The 24,256-nt window shown below is 42.6% G+C and carries 22 protein-coding genes; 10 read left to right on the top strand and 12 right to left on the bottom strand.

All coding sequences use genetic code 11. The annotated features are described in order from the left end of the window. Positions 1–3: 3 nt before the first annotated feature. Positions 4–765, bottom strand: a complete 762-nt coding sequence (locus A9Z07_RS07500) for a DUF4261 domain-containing protein (RefSeq protein WP_081402774.1) — start codon at positions 763–765, stop codon at positions 4–6. A 276-nt stretch (positions 766–1,041) separates the two neighbouring features. On the opposite strand from A9Z07_RS07500, the gene A9Z07_RS07495 reads away from it, so the two are divergent. Both A9Z07_RS07495 and A9Z07_RS07490 read left to right on the top strand, forming a co-directional pair. Then, on the top strand, positions 1,042–2,235 hold the full coding sequence (locus A9Z07_RS07495; protein ID WP_047431663.1) for an MFS transporter: 1,194 nt from the start codon (positions 1,042–1,044) through the stop codon (positions 2,233–2,235). A 61-nt stretch (positions 2,236–2,296) separates the two neighbouring features. Further along, positions 2,297–3,061 carry a ThiF family adenylyltransferase gene (locus A9Z07_RS07490; RefSeq protein WP_004774601.1) on the top strand — a complete coding sequence of 255 codons (765 nt, stop codon included), beginning with the start codon at positions 2,297–2,299 and terminating at the stop codon, positions 3,059–3,061. Positions 3,062–3,074: 13 nt separating this feature from the next. Here the strand turns inward: A9Z07_RS07490 and A9Z07_RS07485 are convergent, their stop codons facing one another. The 4 genes from A9Z07_RS07485 to A9Z07_RS07470 all read right to left on the bottom strand — a co-directional run bounded on the left by A9Z07_RS07485 (position 3,075) and on the right by A9Z07_RS07470 (position 6,568). After that, positions 3,075–3,554, bottom strand: a complete 480-nt coding sequence (locus A9Z07_RS07485) for a CHAP domain-containing protein (protein WP_069577822.1) — start codon at positions 3,552–3,554, stop codon at positions 3,075–3,077. 261 nt (positions 3,555–3,815) lie between these two features. After that, on the bottom strand, positions 3,816–4,820 hold the full coding sequence (gene dusA, locus A9Z07_RS07480) for a tRNA dihydrouridine(20/20a) synthase DusA (RefSeq protein WP_047431669.1): 1,005 nt from the start codon (positions 4,818–4,820) through the stop codon (positions 3,816–3,818). Positions 4,821–4,933: 113 nt separating this feature from the next. Then, on the bottom strand, positions 4,934–6,130 hold the full coding sequence (locus A9Z07_RS07475) for an MFS transporter (RefSeq protein WP_047431671.1): 1,197 nt from the start codon (positions 6,128–6,130) through the stop codon (positions 4,934–4,936). A gap of 18 nt (positions 6,131–6,148) precedes the next feature. Then, positions 6,149–6,568 carry a RidA family protein gene (locus A9Z07_RS07470; RefSeq protein WP_069577821.1) on the bottom strand — a complete coding sequence of 140 codons (420 nt, stop codon included), beginning with the start codon at positions 6,566–6,568 and terminating at the stop codon, positions 6,149–6,151. A 68-nt stretch (positions 6,569–6,636) separates the two neighbouring features. On the opposite strand from A9Z07_RS07470, the gene soxR reads away from it, so the two are divergent. The 4 genes from soxR to A9Z07_RS07450 all read left to right on the top strand — a co-directional run bounded on the left by soxR (position 6,637) and on the right by A9Z07_RS07450 (position 10,750). Then, positions 6,637–7,131, top strand: coding sequence for a redox-sensitive transcriptional activator SoxR (gene soxR / locus A9Z07_RS07465; protein ID WP_139126636.1), 495 nt, complete (start codon positions 6,637–6,639; stop codon positions 7,129–7,131). A 698-nt stretch (positions 7,132–7,829) separates the two neighbouring features. After that, entirely contained in the window at positions 7,830–8,957 is a 1,128-nt protein-coding gene (locus A9Z07_RS07460) for a Re/Si-specific NAD(P)(+) transhydrogenase subunit alpha (protein ID WP_004774655.1), read from the top strand. 11 nt (positions 8,958–8,968) lie between these two features. Beyond that, positions 8,969–9,292 (top strand): proton-translocating transhydrogenase family protein, encoded by a 324-nt coding sequence (locus tag A9Z07_RS07455; protein ID WP_004774657.1) that lies wholly within the window; start codon positions 8,969–8,971, stop codon positions 9,290–9,292. Positions 9,293–9,295: 3 nt separating this feature from the next. Then, positions 9,296–10,750 (top strand): NAD(P)(+) transhydrogenase (Re/Si-specific) subunit beta, encoded by a 1,455-nt coding sequence (locus tag A9Z07_RS07450; protein ID WP_069577819.1) that lies wholly within the window; start codon positions 9,296–9,298, stop codon positions 10,748–10,750. Between the two features lie 67 nt (positions 10,751–10,817). Here A9Z07_RS07450 and A9Z07_RS07445 read toward each other — a convergent pair whose 3' ends face one another. The 7 genes from A9Z07_RS07445 to A9Z07_RS07415 form a co-directional block, all read right to left on the bottom strand. Next, positions 10,818–11,639 (bottom strand): SDR family NAD(P)-dependent oxidoreductase, encoded by an 822-nt coding sequence (locus tag A9Z07_RS07445; protein ID WP_069577818.1) that lies wholly within the window; start codon positions 11,637–11,639, stop codon positions 10,818–10,820. 181 nt (positions 11,640–11,820) lie between these two features. Beyond that, positions 11,821–12,441 (bottom strand): NUDIX hydrolase, encoded by a 621-nt coding sequence (locus A9Z07_RS07440; RefSeq protein WP_069577817.1) that lies wholly within the window; start codon positions 12,439–12,441, stop codon positions 11,821–11,823. A gap of 179 nt (positions 12,442–12,620) precedes the next feature. Beyond that, complete coding sequence (gene rsfS, locus A9Z07_RS07435) at positions 12,621–13,019, bottom strand: ribosome silencing factor (protein WP_004774663.1); 399 nt, start codon at positions 13,017–13,019, stop codon at positions 12,621–12,623. A gap of 81 nt (positions 13,020–13,100) precedes the next feature. Continuing rightward, positions 13,101–13,895 (bottom strand): hydroxypyruvate isomerase family protein, encoded by a 795-nt coding sequence (locus A9Z07_RS07430; RefSeq protein WP_062847004.1) that lies wholly within the window; start codon positions 13,893–13,895, stop codon positions 13,101–13,103. A 30-nt stretch (positions 13,896–13,925) separates the two neighbouring features. Beyond that, positions 13,926–14,792 (bottom strand): NAD(P)-dependent oxidoreductase, encoded by an 867-nt coding sequence (locus A9Z07_RS07425; RefSeq protein WP_069577816.1) that lies wholly within the window; start codon positions 14,790–14,792, stop codon positions 13,926–13,928. A gap of 21 nt (positions 14,793–14,813) precedes the next feature. Continuing rightward, complete coding sequence (locus A9Z07_RS07420) at positions 14,814–15,602, bottom strand: crotonase/enoyl-CoA hydratase family protein (RefSeq protein ID WP_069577815.1); 789 nt, start codon at positions 15,600–15,602, stop codon at positions 14,814–14,816. 75 nt (positions 15,603–15,677) lie between these two features. Continuing rightward, positions 15,678–18,488, bottom strand: a complete 2,811-nt coding sequence (locus tag A9Z07_RS07415) for an ATP-binding protein (RefSeq protein ID WP_069577814.1) — start codon at positions 18,486–18,488, stop codon at positions 15,678–15,680. 149 nt (positions 18,489–18,637) lie between these two features. Here A9Z07_RS07415 and cysM point away from each other — a divergent pair, with 149 nt between their 5' ends. The 4 genes from cysM to A9Z07_RS07395 all read left to right on the top strand — a co-directional run bounded on the left by cysM (position 18,638) and on the right by A9Z07_RS07395 (position 24,221). Next, on the top strand, positions 18,638–19,567 hold the full coding sequence (gene cysM, locus A9Z07_RS07410; protein WP_069577813.1) for a cysteine synthase CysM: 930 nt from the start codon (positions 18,638–18,640) through the stop codon (positions 19,565–19,567). A gap of 78 nt (positions 19,568–19,645) precedes the next feature. Continuing rightward, positions 19,646–20,467, top strand: a complete 822-nt coding sequence (locus A9Z07_RS07405) for a 3'-5' exonuclease (protein WP_004774674.1) — start codon at positions 19,646–19,648, stop codon at positions 20,465–20,467. A 9-nt stretch (positions 20,468–20,476) separates the two neighbouring features. After that, positions 20,477–21,886, top strand: a complete 1,410-nt coding sequence (gene rlmD, locus A9Z07_RS07400; protein WP_069577812.1) for a 23S rRNA (uracil(1939)-C(5))-methyltransferase RlmD — start codon at positions 20,477–20,479, stop codon at positions 21,884–21,886. Positions 21,887–21,917: 31 nt separating this feature from the next. Further along, complete coding sequence (locus A9Z07_RS07395; protein ID WP_004774676.1) at positions 21,918–24,221, top strand: RelA/SpoT family protein; 2,304 nt, start codon at positions 21,918–21,920, stop codon at positions 24,219–24,221. Positions 24,222–24,256 lie beyond the last annotated feature (35 nt).

Here is a 24,256-nt window from a genome sequence, read left to right as displayed (position 1 = left end):
AATTTAGCTAAATCTGAATAACTTCTTTAAGCTAAAGTTCTGCTTTAACGACCAAACACCCCATCGATTAAAATATAGTGAGTCCTTCTCGAAGAAATCACTTGATTCTTTTCTATGAAGTTTTAATACTTCAGCGCCTTCTTCTACAGAAAAAGTTTGTTTCTCTAAAAGTGTTGGGTTTTCTATAAGGAGATAGAGTAAAAACTGATTCAAAATATATGAGGCATGTTCTACTTTTAAATCTATACATCCATCAGATTTTCCAAATTGATGCATGCCACAAGAATAAAGGGAGTCCTGATCATAAACAGTTGGAATAAATGCTTTATATAAATCAAATAGATTCTCTGTATCGAACTTTAGCCAATCAGATCGAAGATGAGTTATTCCAGATGTTTCAATTTTAATGGCTAAGCCACCCGCTTTGAGTAGAGCCTGACCCAATAATAAAGCTTGTTGTGCTAACGCTATTGATCCAGCTTCGCAAATCACATAAATGACCATATGATGTTGTTCGATTTCTTGTAATTCTCGCTCTGAAAAACGATTCATACTCTGCTGCCTAAATACCTGACTGACGTTAGGATCATTTTGATATTCTTCAATTTCAGCAAAATAATCACTGGTTAAAGATTTAATAATTACGCCTGCATAAATATATCCTGTGTCATGAGTAAGGAGAGCATGTAATAAGTCTTGATGATTTTTCCAGATACCAGGAATACATAGGATAATATTTTGTTGATCTTGTTTATTCATAATCATATTTTCGAATGAATTATTTTTTTAATCATACAATAATACTTGCTAGTTTCCTTTTTTATTTACGATGCAATGGATTCTAATAACTTGAGTTAGGTTGTTGGGCTAGTTACTTTTTTAATAAAATCTCTTTTGTATTAAGTTCTTATACTAAGATATAGCTAGGAGAGGATTAATCTCTAAAATAAGAGTTAAAAAATGAAAGGTTAATTTCCTTATTTTTTTGTTTAAATTTTAGCGGTTCAGAGTTAAGGTGTTTTTAATTAATCATTAAGGATGATGGCTTTGAATCAGCTGCCACGATATGTTTATTATTTATTGGTTGCACAAGCATTTAATTTAATTGCAGCAGTATTATCAGTAACGGTTTCAGCGATTGTGGGTTTAAAACTTGCACCCACACAGGCCTTGGCGACAGTGCCCTATGGTTTGCAGTTTTTAGCGATATTAATGACCACCTTTATCTTTTCATTTTTAATGAAAAAGCTAGGGCGACATCTGGTGTTTCAGTTGGGATGCATTTGTCTGCTTTTGGCAGGTGTGTTTGGTTATCTTGCCTTACAGACTGAACAGTTTTATTTATTGTGTCTCAGTCATTTTTCACTTGGTTTATTCATTTCTACAGCTAACTTTTACCGCTTTGCTGCCTCGGATCGTCTGTCATCGGATTTAATCCCAAAAGCGACGGCGATGGTTATTTCTGGTGGTGTGGTTGCCGCTGTGATTGCACCGATGTTAGCGATTCAGTTTCAACAGGTACAAGGCTTACCTGATTTTACTGCGATCTATTTAATTTTCAGTGTACTGGCTGTGTTGTTATCGCCAATTTTGTATTTATGGAATCAGAAATTTAAATTACAGCAGGCACAGCAAGTTGTGGTGGATTCGATACAGCGCGCTAAATTACCGATTAATCTGATTATCTCGGCTGTGATCAGTGGGGCATTTGCCTATTATGTGATGAATGTCATGATGATTATGTCTTCTTTACATTTAAAGGAGCATCATTCATTTCATTACGCTTCGATCTCTATCCAACTCCATGTCTTGGCTATGTTTATACCTTCTTTCTTTGTATCTAAGCTGATTCAACGCTGGGGAACACATCGCACGATCTATGCGGGTTTTATTTTACTGATGTTGTCCTCTTTGATTCCAATGCTTGGACAAGAGGGGCTTTATATTAATGCTGCCCTGATTGTGTTGGGGGTGGGCTGGAACTTTGCATATTCTGGTGCATCTACCTTATTAGCTGGATTAAATGAACAGCAAAAGCATCGTGTACAAGGTATGAATGAAACAATCATTGCCTTATGCGCAACTTTAGGCGCTTTTCTGCCAGCACCGATTTTGACTCAGTTGGGCTGGGTGAATGCCAATCTGCTGGCGCTATTGTTGAGTGCTGCTATTTTTGTGGTCTTGCTGATGTTAAGCCGACGCCACCAATTCACGGGCAAAGTCTCATCTTCCTAACCCAAACCGCGTGAAACACGTTAAAATAGTGCTTTGCTGAAATATATAGATCACCACTGTTATGACCGATGTACCTGTAAATGATGAATATGACCGCCGTTTTGCTGGTGTTGCCAAAATTTATGGAGAAAGTGCATTTGCTCATTATGAGCAAAGCCATGTCATGGTCATCGGGATTGGTGGTGTAGGAAGTTGGGCAGTTGAAGCACTGGCACGTACGGGAATTGGTGAGCTCACTCTGGTGGATATGGATGTCGTGGCAGCATCGAATATTAACCGTCAATTGCCTGCAATGAGTTCGACACTGGGACAAGAGAAAATTGAAGTGATGGCTGAACGTTGCCGTCAGATTAATCCACGCATGAAAGTGAATGTGATTGATGACTATCTCACACCAGAAAATGTCAAAGAAATATTAGATCCAGTTCCGACGATTATTTTAGATTGTATTGATGACGTCAAAGCCAAGCTTGCCTTGATGTTGCATTGTCGCTTTAACAAGATTCCCTTGATTGTTTCGGGCGGTGCAGGTGGTAAGCTGGACCCACTGAAAATTCGTGTCGCAGATTTGTCGAAGACCGAGCAAGATCCGATGTTGGCAAAGTTGCGTACTCAACTTCGTTCAATGGGGATTTGTAAAAAGCCAAAAGAGAAATTTGGTATCACTTGCGTTTATTCGATCGATAATCCATTTTCGAGCGCAGAGGTGTGTCCAAGTGCGGGTCTACGTTGTGGTGGCTATGGTTCTGCAGTGGTGGTGACATCAAGCTTTGCGATGGTTGCCGTTGCGGAAGTCCTGAAAAAACTGGATAAGCTCAGGACTTAAATCTTCTGAACGATTAAGCTTGTGGATATTGCGGTGCTAAGCGGTAATAGCTGTAAGTGACATTTGGATCTTTATAAACGTCATAGCTGCGTTGCTTATAGTCAGACACCCATTGTGAACCTGTGAAGCCTGCAATATGGCCGTAACGATGTTTTTTGGTGCGGTGAATAATATAAATATCACCTGGCTGAGGGTTGTTAAAATCAGGCGTAATTTGTTGATAGCCGATTTGTTTTAAGGTGCCACCCCAGTCTGAAGCTGCGACAGGGTGTTGTACGATTTTAGCCCCTGCAGATTGTAAAGCGATTCTGACGAATTTGGCACATTGAGATGAGCTGCGATACGATGCTCTTTTAGCGAGCTTTTGAGAGAATTTATCTACATCAATCCCTGCTATTGATGGGGGCTTCGGCATTTCTCGATAAGGAATAACCACCTGTTGCGAGGGTGGGTGAATCATACTGTGATCAACTGAAGGTACATCATAAATCATTGTGAATCTCTACCGCATTTTCAAAACAACTGAACGTGTGCCAGAATCTATTACGCGGCACATAGTAAGCGATAAAACTCAAAAAAACCAAAATGTAATGTAATAATATAACAATTTTTGCGATTTATAATGAAATCTTAATGAAGATTTTTTGAAGATTACCTTAATTATAAGGAAGTTAAGTTCGACCTCAGAAAAAATTTCAGATTTGTAAAATCATATTTCACAGTGTGATTAAGTTGGCATTTTTTAAAGCATCAATCAGGATTGATGCTCTTTAAGGTAGTCTTCGGTACGTTGCATGGCGGCCTGAATATTTTGAATGGCATTTTCAATATCACCAATGGTTTTTGCATTGCCACCACTGAGCGCCTGACGCCATTTTCTTGCACCAGGCAAGTTCTGGAATAGACCTAAAATATGGCGTGTGATAATGGATAATGGTGCACCCTCTGCAACACGTTGATGAATGTACGGCATCATCTGTTGCATGATTTCGAAACGATCAGGCGCCTCTAGATTCCAGAGTTGTCCCATTTCTGCGAGCAAGTACGGGTTGTGATAGGCTTCACGGCCAATCATCACCCCATCAACATGCTGTAAATGTTGTTGGGTTTCTTCAAAGGTTTTAATGCCGCCATTGATTTCAATGGTCAGGTGAGGACGTTCCAGTTTCAGGCGATACACATCTTCATAACGTAAAGGGGGTACATCACGGTTTTCTTTCGGTGAGAGACCTTGCAAGATCGCAATACGCGCATGCACGATAAAATGTGTACAACCCGTTGCCGCTACAGTATCAACAAAATGCAGCATTTCTTCATAAGACTGCATGTCATCAATTCCGATACGATGTTTGACCGTCACAGGAATCGATACGGCTTTTTGCATGCTATGAATACATTCGGCGACCAGATTAGGTTCCGCCATTAAGCATGCACCAATTTTATTATTCTGAACGCGATCACTTGGACAGCCGACATTTAAGTTGACTTCATCATAACCCCAGTCCTCTGCCATTTTGGTACAGGTTGCGAGTTCTTGTGGATTTGAACCACCTAGCTGTAACACGATTGGGTGTTCTTCTTTGTTGAAGTCAAGATGACGATTGGCGCCGCCGTAAATAATCGCACCCGTTGTCACCATTTCGGTATAGAGCACTACATTGGGATTAAACAGGCGTGCAAAGAAACGATAGTCTTTTGTTGTCCAATCCATCATTGGCGCAACGGAAATACGTGGCTTTAATGATTCTAGTGATTGCATAAAGGGCTCTCGGATGTGGACAAGAAAAGAAAGGGCAGCATTATACGAGTTTTAAGAAAATTTCACCAATGCTCATCCCGATCACTTCAATTTTTAAGCATCAACAGGAAGATTCAAGACGCTATAATCTTGTTTTGCTTGGTCGCAAGATAATCGATAAAACTAAATAGCATGCAGGCAAAGACCAGACTGAAGCCTGCCAGACAGGTTGCACTCCAGCCGCCATGATTCCATGCAAAAATCCCCAAAGCTGAACCGCCAGCGCCGCCAGTGAAGTAGGCTGTCATATAAATGGCATTAATCCGTGATTTGGCATCGGGACGTAAACGGAAAATAATACTCTGGTTACTGGTATGGACTAATGCTAAAGCTAACTGGATCAATGCAAAACCAAGAATATAACTCACTAAAGCCGTTTGACCGAAATAGAAAAATATCCAGCTGAGAATGAATAAGGCACAACCGATCCAAGTCAGTCGGCTGGTATAGCCCTGATCTGCATATTTACCAATATATTGGGTAGAAAGCGCCCCAAAAATACCGACCAGCGGCACCATACCAATCAGCAGATCTTGTAGATGATGGGCTGACGTCAATAATAGGGCGATGGTTGAATATAAAATACTAACTGCTGCAAAGGCAAAACCACCCGCAAGTGCGCGTAACAACAAGCGCTTTTCCTGTTTAAGCAGTTGTGCCATGGAGACAAAAACCTGACCATAATTCAGCTTCATACGCATGACATACGGTAGACGGCTTTTTAAGGCATAGGCCAGAATCAGCATTAGAATGCCACTCACCACATAGATGACTTTCCAGTGAAACAGGTTGGAAAACAAGCCTGCGAGACTGGTTGAAAGCAAGATACCGACCAGTAAACCACTCATTAAAAAGCCAATCACTTCTCCTGTTTTTTCAGGTTTTACTGTCATGGTCGCAAGAGGAATTAGTACTTGAGCTGCTACTGAAAATAGACCCGCCATCACTGTGCCAAGCCATAACATAGGTAAATTTACTGAAAAGGCACTGATGAATAAGCCAATAGCACATAACCCCATGAGTAAAGGAATAAATCGGGTTTTATTGACCACATCGCCCATTGGAACAATGAACAAAAGACCGAGTGCATACGACACTTGAGCAAAGGTTACGGTCAGGGCAGCTTGACCTTCGGTAACAGAAAAGTATTGTTGAATCGAATGGATCAAAGGCTGACTATAATAGTTGGCACCCGCACATAAACCGCACGCTGCCGCCATAAACCAAAGTAAAGTTTTATTTTGACTGATATCTTCTTGGGGGATAGACATAGGATTCTCTATTCTGATTTATGCGGTATAAGCGGTGGCTTCGATTTCGACTTGCATGTTTTCTAGGGCTAGCGCAGGTACAGGAATCAGGGTGCAGGCTGGAAATGCTTGATCTTTCCATAAGCTTTGCATGATCGCTACCAGCGTCTGAAGCTTATCAGCATCATGATCGACGACCAGAATACGTAGCACCGCAATATCTGACAGTTGCGCTTGGGCTGAAGCTAATGCCTGCTGAATATTATAGAAGACTTGTTGTACCTGTTGGTCAAAATATTCAGAAAGCTCGCCATTTTTATTTTCTCCACCCTGACCTGCAATATGAATAATACGCATATTGGGCTTTACAATCGCAACATGACTATAGCCATTGCTACGCGGATCATAGAGCGCATCGGGATTGATCAGTTGAAATGCATCTGTATGGGGCTGATTCATGGCTAAAACTCATTCTGGTTGCTGTGGTATGTTAGTATCAAAGCTCAAGTTAACTAGAGGTCAAGCAAATTTTGAAAGAACAATTACAGACTTGGCTGAGTATTGGCGAACTGGCGAAAAGAAGTGGTGTTTCAGTTCCAACCATTCGTTTTTATGAAGAAAAAGAATTAATTTGGGGCACGCGGACAGCAGGCAATCAACGCCGTTATCAACGGGCCATGTTGAGAAGGATTGCAATTATTAAAGCAGCCCAGCAAGTTGGGATTAGCTTGCAACAGATTAAAGAGACCTTTGCGACCCTACCTAAGCAGCAAGTTGCCACAAAAAAAGATTGGCAAATCATGTCACAACAATGGCAGGGACAGCTTGATCAGCAAATTATGATGTTGCTACAGCTACGTCAACAACTGGATCAATGTATTGGCTGTGGCTGCCTGTCTTTGGAGCAATGTCCGCTAAGAAACCCAGAAGATTGTCTCGCAGAAGAGGCGATGGGGGCACATTTTCAGGAAATTTTACTGTTGCTGAACCAGAATGATGAAGCAGATCATTTAACTGTCTAATTTTTGCACCAATACTGTGCAAAAATGCGGCTTTTGCTAGACAAAACGATACAAATATCACTTGAAAAAATGACTACTCAAGTTTTTACATTTCTTTTTGGTTTTTCTGAGGGTTCTTATCAATTCAATTCAGATTTATTGATAAGGGAATTTGTCATTTCATCATAAGTTATCCAGCAAGTATTGTTGATACATTCATAAAGAAGTCGCCGAAACGACCAAGAGAAAACGGAGATAAGCCAATCCCACTCTCTACTGGCATGTCTATGATGCTGATTCAACCCATTATTTTTGAACAACCAGAATAAAGAGCAAAGCGCTATAAATGGAACTTGGTTCAAGGCTGTTCAAGATAAGGATGATGTGTGGATTTGTTGAATAAATACAGCGTAGACATGCCTTTTAATAGGAAATATTGCGCTTAAAACTGAACAGATGATGATTAATACTGATCAAAATTTCATATTGAGAATATATGAGTGGAGAGGTTTGCTTTACAAAAAGTCAAACATGCTGAGCATACAAGTTTTCAATATAAATGTGAATCATCAGTTCAAAATATGGGTATTTATTAAATAAATATTGGGTGGAAATTTAAAAAACTTCCATTAGAATCCAAATTTCTACAAAGAATACTCCTGGGGGAAACATTGCTATTTGCGATGTTTACTTAAGAAAAACTAGCTTGAGGGACGCTCATGCAGATCGGAATCCCAACCGAAACTGTCGCTGGTGAAAGTCGTGTAGCGGCTACACCGGAAACAGTAAAGAAGTTGATTAACGCAGGTCATAGCGTTGTCATTGAACGTGGTGCTGGTGTTAAAGCTGCGTATATTGACAGTGCTTATGAACAAGTTGGCGCAACCATTACGGACGATGCATATACAGGCAGCCAAATTATTTTGAAGGTACGTGCCCCTAAAGGCGATGAAATTCAAAAACTTGCGGCGAATACGACTGTGGTTGCAATGTTTGACCCTTACCGCAATCCAGAATTAGACCAGTTTGCTACTCAGCAAGTGTCTGCTTTTGCTTTAGAACTGCTTCCACGTACGCTTTCACGCGCACAAAACATGGATGTACTTTCTTCTCAGGCAAACTTGGCAGGCTATAAGTCTGTATTGTTAGCAGCGGCTGAATATCAACGTATGTTCCCAATGTTAATGACGGCAGCAGGTACAGTAAAACCTGCACGTGTTGTGATTATGGGTGTTGGTGTTGCTGGTCTTCAGGCGATTGCAACTGCGAAACGTTTGGGTGCTGTTGTGGAAGCAACAGACTTACGTCCGACCGCAAAAGAGCAAGTTGAATCTTTAGGCGGCAAATGGCTAGACGTGCCAATGTCCGATGAAGAAAAGCAACGTGCTGCTGAAGCTGCGAAAAGCGGTTATGGTTGGCAGCCGGGTGAGCAATACATCAAAGATCAAGCTGCGATTGTCGATAAAGCGGTATCAAATGCTGACATCGTAATCACTACTGCATTGATTCCAGGTCGTAATGCTCCGCGTTTAATTAAAGCTGAAACCGTTGCCAAAATGAAACCGGGTTCTGTCATTTTAGATATGGCAGTTGAGACGGGTGGTAACGTTGAAGGTTCTAAAGAAGGCGAAACTGTAACAACTGAAAATGGCGTGAAAATTTTGGGTATTCCAAACATTCCTGGCACGGTTGCAACAGAAGCATCGGCATTGTATGCGCGTAACGTTTTTAACTTCCTTGAGACATTATTCGACAAAGAGAAAGGCTTTGCGATTAATCAGGAAGATGAAATCCAGAAAGCGTTACTTGTGGCACATGGCGGTCAAGTACTGCTCAAGCGCGGTTAAGGAGAGTTCTCATGGTTGAAACGATTACAATTTTCGTCCTTGCCATCTTCGTAGGTTATTACGTGGTGTGGGGCGTAACACCTGCATTGCATACACCTTTAATGGCGGTAACCAACGCGTTGTCTTCAATTATTGTGGTTGGCGCGATGATCCAGACCGTGGGTATGCCTGCGATTGGTGTTGATGCAAATGTTGCATTCCAAAGTGTCAATGTGGTGAGTGTGCTTGGTGCGATTGCTGTGTTCTTGGCAAGCATTAACATCTTCGGTGGCTTCGCTGTAACTGCTCGTATGCTTGAAATGTTCAAGCCGAAGCAAAAGAAAAAAGAGGGCTAAGCGATGGAATTCATTCGAGACTATGCGGATTGGTTCTACCTGATTGGTGCTGTCCTCTTTATCTTAACCTTACGTGGTTTGTCTGGCCCTAAGACTGCAATTGCGGGTAACCGTTACGGTATGATCGCAATGGCGATTGCTGTTGTGACGACTTTCTTTGTTGCTGAACATCCAGTGGTATGGATGATTGGCGGTGCAATGGTGTTAGGTGCTGTTGTTGGTATCGCACGTGCGAAAACTGTTCCAATGACACAAATGCCTGAAACTGTAGCATTGATGCACTCTTTGGTCGGTTTGGCTGCGGTATTGATTGCGATTGCTGCGATCTTGCATAACAACCAGCTCACTGCATTGTTTGCGCAAAATGAAGCTGCTTTAACGGCTGCGGGTGTTCAACATGCACATATGAGTTCAGTTCATTTATTTGAATTGTTCGTAGGCTGCTTCGTTGGTGCGATTACATTCACTGCATCTGTATTTGCTTACGGTAAATTGGCTGCAAAGAAATGGGCAAAAACAATCTCTGGTGCATGGGTTAAACCTGTTCAGGCCATCATCTTTATTGCAATGCTGGCGTGTGGTTTCTACTTCTTTACCACAGGCAACATGACTGCGTTCTGGGCAATGACAGCACTTGCACTTGCATTTGGCTGGGTATGGATTGCGCCAGTGGGTGGTGGTGATATGCCAGTTGTGGTGTCACTGTTGAACTCATTCTCTGGTTGGGCAGCGGCAGGTATTGGTTTCACACTTGAAAACAATATGTTGATCGTTGCGGGTTCACTGGTTGGTTCTTCTGGTGCGATTCTTTCCTACATCATGTGTAAGGCGATGAACCGTTCAATCATCAACGTATTGTTTGGTGGTGCAATGGGCGGTGCAGCAGTTGCGTCAGCAGACAAGGGTGAGCAAGCTCAACGTAACCACCGTTCTGGTTCAGCAGATGATGCAGGCTTCCTGATGTCAAATGCAGACAGCGTTGTGATTGTACCGGGTTACGGTATGGCACAAGGTCGTGCACAGAATGCTGTTAAAGAGTTATGTGAAATCTTGAAAGAGCAGGGTGTAAAAGTTCGCTTTGCGATTCACCCAGTTGCGGGCCGTATGCCTGGTCACATGAACGTATTGTTGGCAGAAGCAGATGTTGCGTATGAAGACATCTTGGAAATGGATGAGATCAACTCAGACTTCCCTGCAACAGACGTGGTGCTTGTGATTGGTGCGAACGACGTTGTGAACCCTGCAGCGAAAGATGATCCAAGTTCACCAATTTACGGTATGCCGATCCTTGAAGCGCATAAAGCACGTACCATCATGGTGATCAAACGCTCTATGGCAACAGGTTATGCTGGCCTAGACAATGACTTGTTCTACAATGAAAAAACCATGATGATCTTTGGTGATGCCAAGAAAGTTGTGGAAGATATGACGAAAGCAATTAATGGTGGTGGTCACTAATCTGACCTCAATCAAGATTGTAAAAGCCACCCTTGGGTGGCTTTTTTTTATTTGAAGTTATTTTTGTTTAAATAAACTTTTCAACAAGGTTCATAGACTGTTGATATAGGTCACGTGCCAGTTGCTGATTTTTGGCATGTGAAGATTTCCAGTCAGGCATATGCGCACTGACATATTCTCCATTGCGTTTTGCCCATTCATCTCCAATCGCCATTTGGCTGATCAGTTTTGCAGGAACAGAGGTGGGTACTAAGCCGAGTTTCATTGCTGCATAAACAGGTTTAGGTAGGTCGCGATAAATATCAGAGGCAACCCCACCAGGGTGTAAGGCATTGTTGGTGATTGAGCTGTCTGCTAATTGTTCTGCTAGGGCATTACTCAGCAATAAATTGGCAAGCTTGGATTGCCCATAATAAAACAAAGGGTTGTAAAAACCTTCTGCGCGGAATTTATTCGGTTTGATTGAACCTGCCCAGTGTGCAATCGAGGCTAAATGGACAATCCGTGCTTGAGGAGATTGTTTTAAAACAGGAAGCAGTTTTTGCGTCAATAAAAAATGACCCAGATAATTGACACCAAATTGTTGCTCGAAGCCATCGGCTGTCAGCTGTTTGGTCTGGGCAAATAAGCCCGCATTGTTGATCAACACATCCAGCTTACCGTAACGATCTGCGATTTCATCGGCTGCTTTTCGGGTAAATTCAAGGCTGTTGAGGTCGAGGGAGATAAGATCGACTTGTCCTTGGTCGAGTGCGCGTAACTTGCTTTGTGCTTCTTGCGCCTTTTGTGGGTTTCTGCATGCGAGAATCACGTGTTGCTCTTGTTTAACCAACTGTTCTGCCGTGGCAAAACCAATGCCAGTATTGGCACCTGTAATCAGTATTTTCACTTCCTGTACTCCAGTTATGCTATTTATTGGTGGGATTGCAAGAATCTGTATAGTGCTAGAATTTTGACAATTTGTCATGTCAAAATTAGTTGTGGGTGATAACTGGTATTTGCTGGTCCTTAAGATGGCAAAGATATTGTTTTTTGGGATTATATTTTTTGATGAGTTTCAGAATTGAATGTTAATCGAAATAAGTACTCTCAGGTAGTTCTTGTCGTAACTCAAAAAATTGGTGGATTTGTGTTTCTGTAACACGAGCTGTCGAAATAGGAGGTAATTCATTTCTACCAAAGAATCCAACTTCAGATGTTTCAATACTTGGTTTTAACTCACCTCCAATGAGTTCACACCAAAAGAAAGCCTTATAGACATGTAAAAACATGGCTGGATGAGGATGTTTTCTTCGATCCGTCAGTGCGAGAAGTCTTGTTGCTTTAACTTCTAATCCTGTTTCCTCTAACACTTCTTTTTCAGCATTCTCAGCTGCTGAATAGCCAATATCAGCCCAGCCGCCCGGAATAGACCATAAGCCATCTTGTGTTTCTTTGGCTAATAAGAGTTTATTGTCTTTAAATACAACTGCACGTACATCTATTTTAGGTGTTGCATATCCGACATCTTGAAGCACATCTTTAATAAAGTCTTGAGTGTCAATTTCTTTTAAATCAATTAACGTGCGGACATAACTGATAATTTGGTCATAACGTTCTTTGTCATAGACATCTTTTGAGTAGTACAAACCTGTTTGCGCGAGTCCAGTAATTTTGTTAAGCGTTTCAATCCATTCAGTTGAATCTTTCATATGGTTTTAGATTTAATGGGTGATGGGTGTATTTATACTAGCATTGTTGTGTTGATTGGCAATCAGAAGAAAGCTTTGTGAAACTGAAGAAGGGAATAATAAAAACTGTGTGAAAGAGATTCTCGTGGGTGATCTAAATATAAAAAAAGCGACCGATTCGGTCGCTTTTTTGGAGAGCTTTACGCTACAGATTCGGGTGCACGCCATAAGCTTTCTAGGTCATAGAACTTACGCGCGGTTGGTAACATCACATGTACCACAACGAAACCGAGATCGATTAAGATCCATTCAGCATCGCGTTCACCTTCGACACCGATTGGGCGGAAACCTGCTTTACGTGCTTCATCAGCAACATTATCTGCAAGGGCTTTAACATGACGAGTCGACGTACCGCTTGCAATTACAATTGCATCGGCAACATTGCTGATCGTACTTACGTCAAGTTCAAGAATATCTTTGGCTTTTACATCAGTGAGAGCTTCATGTACAACTTTAAGGCAAGCCTGTACATCTTTGTTCGCTGTTTTGATTTTTAGGTCGTGAGAATTAGAAGCGCTGGGCGATGGTTCTAAATTCATAGAGGGTATATTTTCCTGACAATTGCTCATTGTCAAATATACCGTTTTTCTCTAAAAAGTTCAAATTTTAGCAGTAACAGTTTATGTATTCACATCATTGGAAAAGTACTTCTTTTTCCATGCAAAAGATTGATCTGATTGGGTTTTTGGTCGATATTCCGCCGCAATGAGACCTCGATAGTCACTTTGTAGCAGCCAGTCAAAGATCTGTTTATACGGGATATTTCCTGTATCTGGCTCATGGCGGCCAGGGCAGTCGGCAAATTGGATATGTCCAATCTGGTGTAGATTTTCTTGTAGCCCAGCTAAAACATCTTCACCCATCATCGCCATATGGTAGCAGTCATATTGCATCTTTAAGGCAGGGTGGTGGACGGCCTCCAGCATTTCCTGACCTTGTGCAATGTTCTGGATCAAAAAGCGTGGCATATCGGTACCATTAATCATCTCAAAAACAGGCTCAATTCCTTGCTCGGTGAACATGTGGCAAGCAAGCTTCAAGTTGCTGGCCAGTGTATTCAGGCAAGGCAGCAGATCCGCATCCAGAGGTTGTTTACCAGCCAGAATATTAACGCGCGGCACATTGAGTGCATTGGCATAGCGAATTGCCAGTTCAAGTGCTTGATGGAATTCAATTTCACGGCCGGGAATCCCAGCTAGACCATTACCACCTTGCATCAGATCGCCAGCAGGAACATTGATCAGGCATAAAGAAAGATTATATTGTTCGAGTTGGGTGCGGATATCAATAATGTCTAATTCATAAGGAAATTGAATTTCAACCTGTTGAAATCCGTGTGCATGGGCTAAAGCAAAACGCTCAATTAAAGGGACTTCCGTAAAAATCATTGATAAATTGACTGCGAGATGGCTCATATTCTGACTCCCTGAATCAATAGACCCTGTTTATTGTTCTATAACTTTGATAATAGTAGCTAAATCCTTCTCGGCAAAGCCATTTTCTTGGTGGGCTTGTAACTGTAGTAGAGCTTTTTGTGCCACAGGTATCTTTAAGTTAAAACTTTGTGCGAGTTGTAGTGCATTGTTGAGATCTTTTGATAAAGTTTGCACTTTCCATTGCACAGGTTCAAAGGTATCAGTCGCCATACGAGGGGCAAGAATCTGGAACGGTTTTGAGTCGGCAAAGCCGCCTGCAAGGGCGGGTGCCAGTAGTGTGGTGTCTACGCCTGCCTGATCTGCCAGTGCTACCGCTTCAGCAATTAAAGTGCTATTGGCAGCCACAATCAGTTGATTGCAAATCTTGGTGGCCTGACCTGTGCCAGATTCACCCATACGGGTCACCCGCTGAGAAAGAACTTGATAAATTGGATCAAGTTGCTGGATGGCTGCTGCATCTCCCCCTGCAAAAATGACTAAGGTTCCTTGTTCAGCGCCCATGGTTCCTCCTGATACGGGAGAGTCAATCCATGTCACACCCTGTTGTTGTGCTGCTTGGGCGAGGTTTAGCGTTGCGGCAACGGATAAGCTGGAAAAATCAACAATGATTTGCTGCGCTTTTAAGTTAGGTTGAATCTGGGAAAAGACACTTTGAACTGCCAGATCATCTGCCAGACAAGTCAAAATGACGGGATAATTTCCAATTTCTTTCAATTCTAGACTTTGAGCACCTTGTTGGATCAGTGTTTCACATGCATGTGGGCTACGGTTCCAGACTGCCACGCGATAACCCGCTTGCAGTAGCCTGCTCGCCATACGTGTCCCCATTAAACCCATACCTAGAAATGCGATTGGTGTTTGTTGATTAACATGCATGTGAATGTACTCTGGTTGTGCTTATTTATATTGACGAGGCAGGAACTCAACCTCTGGATTTTTGTCTTTCTTACGCGCCAGACGGCTATTTTTACCTAATAGTAGTTTAAGTTGCCAAAGCTTTTCTAGGCGTAATGCTTTTTCTGGTTGATGTTCCATTGCATCCAGAACGCGTTTTGCTGCCATAATCGCATCTGGTGAACGCTGTAAAATCTCTTCCGCAATGAGATTTGCTTTTGCCAATGGATTATTGTCTAAATGCGTCACTAGACCAATTTCCTTGGCGTATTCAGCATCAAAGATACGCGCAGTCAAGGTAAGTTCTTTGGCAAGATCAACGCCAATCAGACCTTTGAGCGAACGAGTCAGTCCCATATCTGGGACGAGGCCCCAGCGACTTTCCATAATTGACATTTGAGTGGTGGGTGTTGCAATGCGAATGTCCGCGGCAAGTGCCAGTTGCATGCCCGCGCCAAAGCAATAGCCTTCAATAGCTGCAATCACAGGAATCGGCAGGTTCTGCCAAATTAAAAATGCTTTTTGAAACAGGCTTTGTCCTGGCTTGATCAATTCCCATGCTGCGAATGCGGTATTCTTCGGATTATTTAGATCAGACAGGTCGATGCCAGCACTAAATACATTGGCTTCACCGGTTAAGATGACACAACGGATTGAACGGTCTTTTTCAATTTTTTTTGCGGTTGCGACCAGTTCTTTGAGTAGGGCAAAGCTCATTGCATTGCGTTTGTCTGGTCGGTTTAAAGAAACGGTCGCAATTCCATTGTTCTTTTCAACGCGTAAAAGTGCCATCTGTCTTACTCTTATTGTGTTCGATGAGGCAGCATAGCATGAGTGTCAGAGTTGAAACATGACACCCCAGTCACGTTAACTGTCGTGCGCATGCAAGATTAAATTTGCTGCCTGTCTGACTTGTTCAATGGCAGTATTTAGCTCACTGAAACGATGATTGGTTTCACGGATAAATTGATCATCTGCTTTACGACGCTCTTTACGTAAGGTTGAGACAAACTGTTCAAATTCACCTGAAACCTGTTGCAGGTTTGGCGTGCCGACGTAACGCGTTGCGCCATATAAACGATGCAGCACATGCTCGAGTTGTGGAAAGTCTTCCATTTCAATCAACTGCTGCATTTCAGCAAGTTCAGTATCAAAACTGTCGACCAGCATGCCTAACAGGTCTTGCGCCAGATCTTCTTTATTGGCTGCGAGTTGAATACTTTGTTGCCAGTTGAGGATGTTTGGATCAATCGATTCGATTGGACGTTTTTGTTCAATATTGACTGGTTGGGTACTAAAGTTATTTTTGGTCCAATGCGTCAGGATCTGAATGATCTGTTCCATCTGAATCGGTTTGGTCACGTAATCGTTCATGCCGACTTTGAGTAACTTCTGCTTTTCATCTGCCAGTGCATGTGCGGTGAGGGCAATGATTGGCAGTTGCATGCCATTATCCAGTGTCGATTCTAAAGAGCGGATGGCACGGGTTGTATCAATACCTGACATCACAGGCATTTGAATATCCATAAACACCAGATCGAATGGTGGTGATTTTTGTTCAATACGTTCCTGAATAATGTCGATGGCTTTCTGTCCGCTTAAGGCTTTGGTGGTGGTGACATTGAGTTCACCCAGTAAAGCTTCAAGCACAATCAAGTTAGGTAGATGATCATCGACTGCTAGGACGTGTAGACCTTGACCATTAAAGTCTTCAGGTTCCTGTTCAAAAATAGGCTGGTTACCAAGCAACTGAACCAGTTCACGACGACTGAGCGGTTGATAGAGCGGACGTGCGCGATATTCATTGAGCATATTTGGATCAAGGCTCATCTGGTAGCCATAAACCGCAAGATTGCCGTGATAACGCTGACGGATTTCTTTTAGTAATGCTTCGGTATCACCGCTGTGATCCACAATCAGCCAAGTGCTTTCTTGCTGGTTGAGATGATTTAAACGACTGAACAAATCCAGAATAGATTGGGTTTCGATATGTGAAACACGATAATTTTCCAGATATGAACGCAGGACGCTGGCTGTTGCAGGATGAGCCAGATAAGACACTACTTGTAAATGGTCAAAATGAGGATGTTCCACAAACTCATCTTGTTCTTCCACTTTAAAGGATGCGGTAAACCAGAAGGTCGAACCTTTTTCTGTTGGCGCACGTTCCTGATTATCCTCAAAGCCAATCTGGCCATGCATCAAATGTACGAGCTGCTTGGAAATCGCCAGACCGAGTCCAGTACCGCCAAATTGGCGGGTAACCGAGGCATCCCCTTGAGAAAAGGATTCAAATAATTTTTTACGATCAGTACCGCTTAAGCCAATACCACTGTCCTGTACGCTGAAATGCAATAAACATTGTCCAATCTCATCATCTTCCATACGCACCCGTACGATGATTTCACCATCAGGGGTAAATTTGATCGCATTGGAAATTAGGTTGGTCAGAATCTGTTTAAAGCGTAGCGCATCACCAACCACATGCTGTGGAATGTTTTCAGCATAATAGAAGGCCATATTGATATGCTTTTGTGCCGCCAGTGGCGAGAGCATATCCATCACATCGAAGATGGCTTCTTCAAGGTCAAACGGGGCGGTTTCGAGTTCTAATTTGCCCGCATCAATTTTAGAAAAGTCCAGTACATCATTAATCAGTGCCAATAGGTGGGCAGAGGATTTTCGAATGGTTTGCAGATAGAGATTTTGTTCATTGCTCAGGTTTTGCTGGCGCAGTAACAAATGAATAAAGCCATCAATACTGTTCAGTGGTGTTCTGAGCTCATGACTGATATTGGCCAAGAAAACAGACTTGGACTGATTCGATGAAATCGCCTGGTCACGCGCCTGACGATAAGTAATGTTCTGAACTTCTAAGGTATCTAAGGTTCTACGTAAATCTTCTTCGGTTTGCTCGGTATGTTCTTTTAATTCGAGAAAGCTAAAGTGTAGACGTTTCACCACGTTGGCAATATCACGCTGCAGTAAACGCAGTTCACCGGTACTGTTTACCACAATGTGCTGATCGAGCGTATCCGCGTTGAGACGTTGCATCTGCATACGAATCTCATAGATCGGTGCGAGCCAACGACGGGAGAACACATTCAGGCAGAACAGTAAAATCAGAATGGTCAATAAGCCTGTGACCACCAATGAAAGTAAAACTTTATAACGAGCCAGTTCCAGCGGTTGATTATCCAGCTCAATCATCAGCCAGACAGAATCAGGATTGCCGCTGTCGAGTTTTGCGCCGTAAATGTTGTTGTGATTATGCGAAATAGGGCCAAAAAAATTACTGTTATTGGGGAAATTAGGCCAGAAGCGGTTGTTTTGATAACCGACACTTAAATAGGTCTGTCCTTTGTTATCAATCAGCACCGCACGTTGTAAATTCTTTTCATCAAACATTTTTTGCATGATGTTTTGCGCGCGATCATATTGATCGGGTTGCTCTTGAACCAGCTTTAATAAATCATTAGCCGTTTGATGATAGCGTGCCAAAATCGCAGAAGCATCTGAGCGCTGTTGTTGCTTGGCTGAGTTGGTCGTTTCGGCTAAAACCCAAAGAATTCCTACACTTGTCAAAATCGCAATTGGCACAAGAATAAGTGCAATCAACTGCCCATAAGCATGATTGAGGCGTAAACGTTTCGATATGGTCTTATTGAAATTTGACATAGTTCGGTCAGATTTATCATTCTGCGCAATATCTTAGCATGCTTTCTGATAAGCGCAGACATCTGCTTGCCAATAAAAAGCAGAGTGAAATGGTGCAGTATTTCTGTTTTTTTCATACAATAGTCGCCACCTTAATATCGGTGTCGATCATGACGAATACGCAAACTGATTTTTTAGCAGATGAATTTTTACTTGATTATTATGTCGGTAAAACCCCTTTAGTACGTTTGCAGCGTTTAGCGTGTCATACCCAGGCCACGGTATTAGCCAAATTAGAAGGTAACAATCCAGCAGGTTCAGTCAAGGATCGTCCTGCTTATAACATGATTGTGCAGGCAGAAAAACGTGGGAAGATTCAGCCAGGCGATACCTTGATTGAAGCCACCAGCGGCAATACAGGTATTGCTTTGGCAATGGTTGCAGCAATGCGCGGCTATAAAATGAAGCTGATCATGCCAAACAACATGAGTCAGGAACGTAAAGATGCCATGCTCGCCTATGGTGCAGAGTTGATTGAAGTGACTCAGCAGCAAGGGATGGAAGGCGCACGTGACCTCGCTATGCAAATGCAGGCAGAAGGTAAGGGCTTTGTTCTGAACCAGTTTGGTAACCCTGATAATGTTGAAGCGCATTATCTAACTACAGGGCCTGAAATCTGGAAGCAAACAGGTGGCAAGATTACCCATTTTGTCAGCTCGATGGGCACCACAGGCACCATCATGGGTGTTTCTAAATACTTGAAAGAACAAAACCCAGATATTCAAATTGTTGGTTTACAACCTTCAGATGGTTCAAGCATCGCGGGGATTCGCCGCTGGCCTGAAGAATATCTGCCAACTATTTTTGACCGTCGTCGTGTCGACCGTATTATTGATATTCCCCAGATTGAAGCTGAAAAAACCATGCGTAAGCTGGCGCGTACTGAAGGTATCAGTGCTGGTACATCGTCAGGTGGTGCAGTTTGGGCATCGGTTAAAATTGCTGAAGAAACACCTGATGCCGTGATTGTCTGCATTATCTGTGACCGCGGTGACCGTTATTTATCAACAGGTTTATTTTCAGTTCAAGATGAAGACTAATCTCCCTTCGGGCGCTGTTATAATGACAGCTCACCCTTGGTTCAAGGGAGCTGTTTCGCTCCGTCAGGGAATTCTGAAATGAATTTACGTTTTCCGATTTTAGTTTTTGATATTGAAACGCTGACTGATATAAAGGCAGGGGCTCATCTCTATGATCTGGACTTGCCAGAAGCGGATGTGGAACAGGCACTGACCAAGATTCGCCGTCAAGAATCAGGTGTCGATTTTCAACGTCTACCGTTGCATGAGATTGTTTGTATTTCTGGTTTATGGATTGATGAAAAAGGTTTCCGCCTGTTTTCATTCAGTCAGGAACAGAATAGCGAAGCAGAAATGCTGGCTAAGTTCTTGTCTATTTTTGATAAGAAACAGCCGACACTGGTGAGCTGGAATGGTTCACAATTTGACTTGCCTGTGATTTTATTCCGCGCCATGTATCATGGGCTTTCTGCACCAAGCTTATTTGATCAGGGTGAAATTGATCAGCAGAAGCGTTACAACAATTATCAGAACCGTTATCACCATCGTCATGTTGACCTGATGGATGTGATGGCCATGTTTAATGGTCGTAATTTCCAGAAGCTGGATGATATTGCCTGTTTGCTGGGTTTCCCAGGTAAACGTGGTGAGACGGGTTATCATGTGCCAGACTATGTACGCACTGAACAATGGTTAAAATTGACCAGTTATTGTGAAGGCGATGTGCTGAATACATGGCTGGTCTATATCCGCTGGTTGCTGCTAAAAGGTCAGTTGAATCAAAAAGATCATCAACAGTTGATTCAAGCGACAATTGATTATTTACAAACTCAAACGCAACAAACAGAATTTTTACAGGTATGGCAACAAACATCGCAATATACTGTATTTACCGCACCCACTTTTGCGCCAAAAAATTAGGTTCATCTTTTGAAACACAAAGCGAAACATCGCCCAGCCCAATATCCAACGTATACCTTTCAAATCGAAGCGTTTTCTCATGAAGGGCGCGGCATCGCGCATTATGGAACGCATCCTGACCATCCTAAAGAAAAGCATGGCAAGAAGGTATTTATTCGCTATGGCCTCGTTGGTGAAACGGTGCAGGCAAAGATTACCAACCAGACTTCTCGTCTTGAAGAAGCTGACATGATCAAGCTGGAAGGCGAGGCGGCTGAAGGTCGTGTTGATCCGATCTGCCCTCATTTTGGGGTATGTGGTGGCTGTAGCCTGCAACATATTCATCCTGACGAACAGATTTTACTGAAACAGAATGTATTGAAGTCACATTTACAACATTTTGCGGGTTTAGCGCCTGAGCAATGGCTGGCACCGATCCGTTCGGTAAAAACAGATTACCGTCGTCGTGCCCGTATCGGTGTGCGCTACATTGCCAAGCAGAACCGTTTGGTGATGGGTTTCCGTGAGCATCATAGTAATCATCTCACTGCAATTCAACAGTGCAATGTATTGGATCAAACTTTATCCGCAACCTTGCCTGAACTTAAGAAGTTACTCGAAAGTCTTACAGGCAAAGCCCATATTGGTCATATAGAATTGGCCATGGGCGATACCGAGGTGGCATTGCTGATTCGTCATCTGGATGAATTAAATGCGTCGGATGTCAACCAATTACGTCAGTTTACGTTACTCAAAGGATGGCAGTTGTATTTGCAGCCCAAAGGGGGCGATAGTTTACATCGCGTAGATGATTCACAGGCACCGATGCGTTTGCATTACAGTCTGGATGATTTTGCAGTCAAATTTGCATTTTCACCTTTAGACTTTACCCAAGTGAATAGTGGTGTAAATGCACAAATGATTCACTTGGCATGTGAATTGCTTCAATTACAGGAAGGGGAAAGAGTGCTTGACCTATTCTGTGGATTAGGCAATTTCTCTCTCCCGATTGCACGTCGTGTGGGTGAAACAGGTCAGGTGGTCGGCGTTGAAGCGAGTGATGAGATGGTGCAACGGGCAACTGAAAATGCGAAAGCAAATCAATTGTCACAGGTAGCATTCTTTTCACAAGATTTAACAAAAGACTTTTCGCATCATTCTTGGGCGAAACAGGGATTTGATGCATTATTAATTGATCCTCCACGATCAGGTGCGTTTGAGGTTATGCAATATGTACCTAATTTTGGAGCGAAAAGAATCGTTTATGTATCATGTAACCCATCAACACTGGCAAGGGATGCAGGTGTACTGGCACAATATGGCTATCAGTTGAAAAAAGCTGCGGTGATGGACATGTTTACGCATACTGAACATGTTGAATCGATTGCCCTGTTTGAAAAGATTGAGAAGCTTGAAAAAATCGAAGAGATAAACGATTAAAAAATGAGTTACATATCCAGAGGAGAAAGGTATGGTCACAGTACGTGAACAGTTACCTGGACGACTCCAAGAGTTGTCTGAGGAAGCGACTGTAGAACATGCCGCTGAAGCGCAAAGTAGTCTAGTCTCTTGGCTAGATCGAGTGCGTGGTATTTTGGATGGGGCTGAGCTAAAACAACTTCAGAAAGTTGCCGAGCTTACCTTAGCAAAAGAGTTACAAGCGACGGATCATCGTATCAATACCTTTAGTACAGGGATTGGTATGGCAGATATTTTGGCCCATTTGCATGTCGACGAAGACACGCTTTCAGCGGCAGTGTTATATCGTAGTGTACGTGAAGGTCTCATTACTTTAGAGGACATTCAACAACAGTTTGGCGAGCAGGTTCTGGCTTTGGTTCAAGGCACCCTTGCAATGGGTAAACTGTCGGAGTTGATTGAAAAGAATAAGCGTTTAGAAGACCATTTTAATAATAATCAACGCGAACATCTAAATGGCATTTATAAAATGCTGATTTCAGTAACGGAAGATGTTCGGGTTGTACTCATCAAGCTGGCAGAGCGTACTTATGCTTTGCGTGAACTGGCAACAGCAAGTAAAGAACGTCAGGAACGTGTAGCACGCGAAATTCTCACCATTTACTCGCCGTTGGCGCATCGTTTGGGTATTGCGCAGCTCAAGTGGGAACTGGAAGATCTTGCCTTTCGTTATTTGGCCCCAGAACGTTATAAAGAAATTGCGTCTTTATTGAATGAAAAGCGTTTGGAGCGTGAGCAGTATATTCAGTTTGTGATTGATAAACTGAAAACTGAATTGGCTGCATATGATATCCATGCGGAAATTACTGGGCGTGTGAAGCACATTTATTCGATTTATCGAAAAATGAAAAGCAAGAACCTCAGCTTTGATCAGCTTTATGACATCCGTGCAGTGCGTGTGTTAGTGAAAAATGTGCCTGATTGCTACCATGCCTTGGGCATTGTTCATCAAATCTGGCGTCATATTCCGAACCAGTTCGATGACTATGTCACCAATCCAAAAGCCAACGGCTATCGTTCATTGCATACAGCGGTGATTGCAGAGAACAAATCACTGGAAGTACAAATTCGTACTTTTGAAATGCATAACGAAGCTGAACTTGGGGTGTGTTCGCACTTTAACTACAAAGAAGGCGCCAAGAACACCGATCATTCCTTTAATGATCGTTTGCATTCTTTACGTGCGGTACTTGAACACTATCAGGAACGTACCGAAACCACGCCACATGGTGAAGATGAAGAATCGAATGGCATTGATCAGATTCAGGATTTTGAAAATTTTGAAAAGATCTATGTGTTTAGTCGTGATGGTGACATCAAAGAGTTACCTCGTGGTTCAACCGTTCTGGATTTTGCTTACCATGTGCATACCGAGGTCGGAAACAAGTGCTATGCCGCACGTGTAAACCAGCGTTATGTGCCTTTAACCTATATGTTAAAGACAGGTGAGCAGGTTGAGATTTTAACCAAAAAAGATCGTGAACCGAACCGTGACTGGTTGGTGAACTCGCTGGGTTATATCAAGACTGCACGTGCGCGTGACAAGTTACGCCACTGGTTTAGACAGCAAGATCGTAGCAAGAATGTCGAAGTTGGACGCGAGTTACTCAATAAAGAGCTGGCGCGTTTAGCGATCCATCCAAAGAGTATCGACCTTAAAGATTATTCATCGCATTTCAATCTGAAGGCAGGTGATGATATCTTGGTTGCATTGGTGAGCGGCGATATCAGTCTGCATGCCTTGATGAATCAGGTGAATCGTCAAATGCATCTAGATCAGGATGAGCCTGAACTGGTGTTAAAACCTGCATTGAATCCGCGTGCTAGCCATACTTTATCTGCACACGGCATCCTGATTGATGGTCTGGATAACGTTGAGCTGCATATTGCACAGTGTTGTCAGCCTGTACATGGTGAATCGATTGGTGGTTATATCACGTTGAATCGTGGTGTGAGTATTCATAAAGTTGCATGTCCAGACTATATCCGCATGACGACACAAGAACCTGAACGTGCTGTTGAAGCCGATTGGGAAATGCAGCCAACGCGTGGTCAGAGTGTTCAGATCGTGGTGGAAGCCTATGATCGTCGTGGTTTACTCAAAGATCTGACACAGGTTATTTTCTCGGATCAAATTAATATTCGTCAGGTCAATACAATTTCTGAGGCAGATGGTATTGCCAATATGAAGTTGTTGATTGAAGTAAAAGGATTGGCTCAATTATCTCGTTTGCTGGCACGTTTAGAGCAGCAGCCTGGAATTATTAGCGCAAGACGTTTAGTTCAAGGAAGTTAATTGATCTAAGTTGAGAAATAAAACCTGCAATATTG

This window comes from Acinetobacter sp. YK3 (assembly GCF_001729365.1).
Lineage (GTDB): Bacteria > Pseudomonadota > Gammaproteobacteria > Pseudomonadales > Moraxellaceae > Acinetobacter > Acinetobacter vivianii.
Note: the sequence above shows the minus strand (reverse complement) of the source record. Positions and strands in the feature narration are given on the sequence as shown.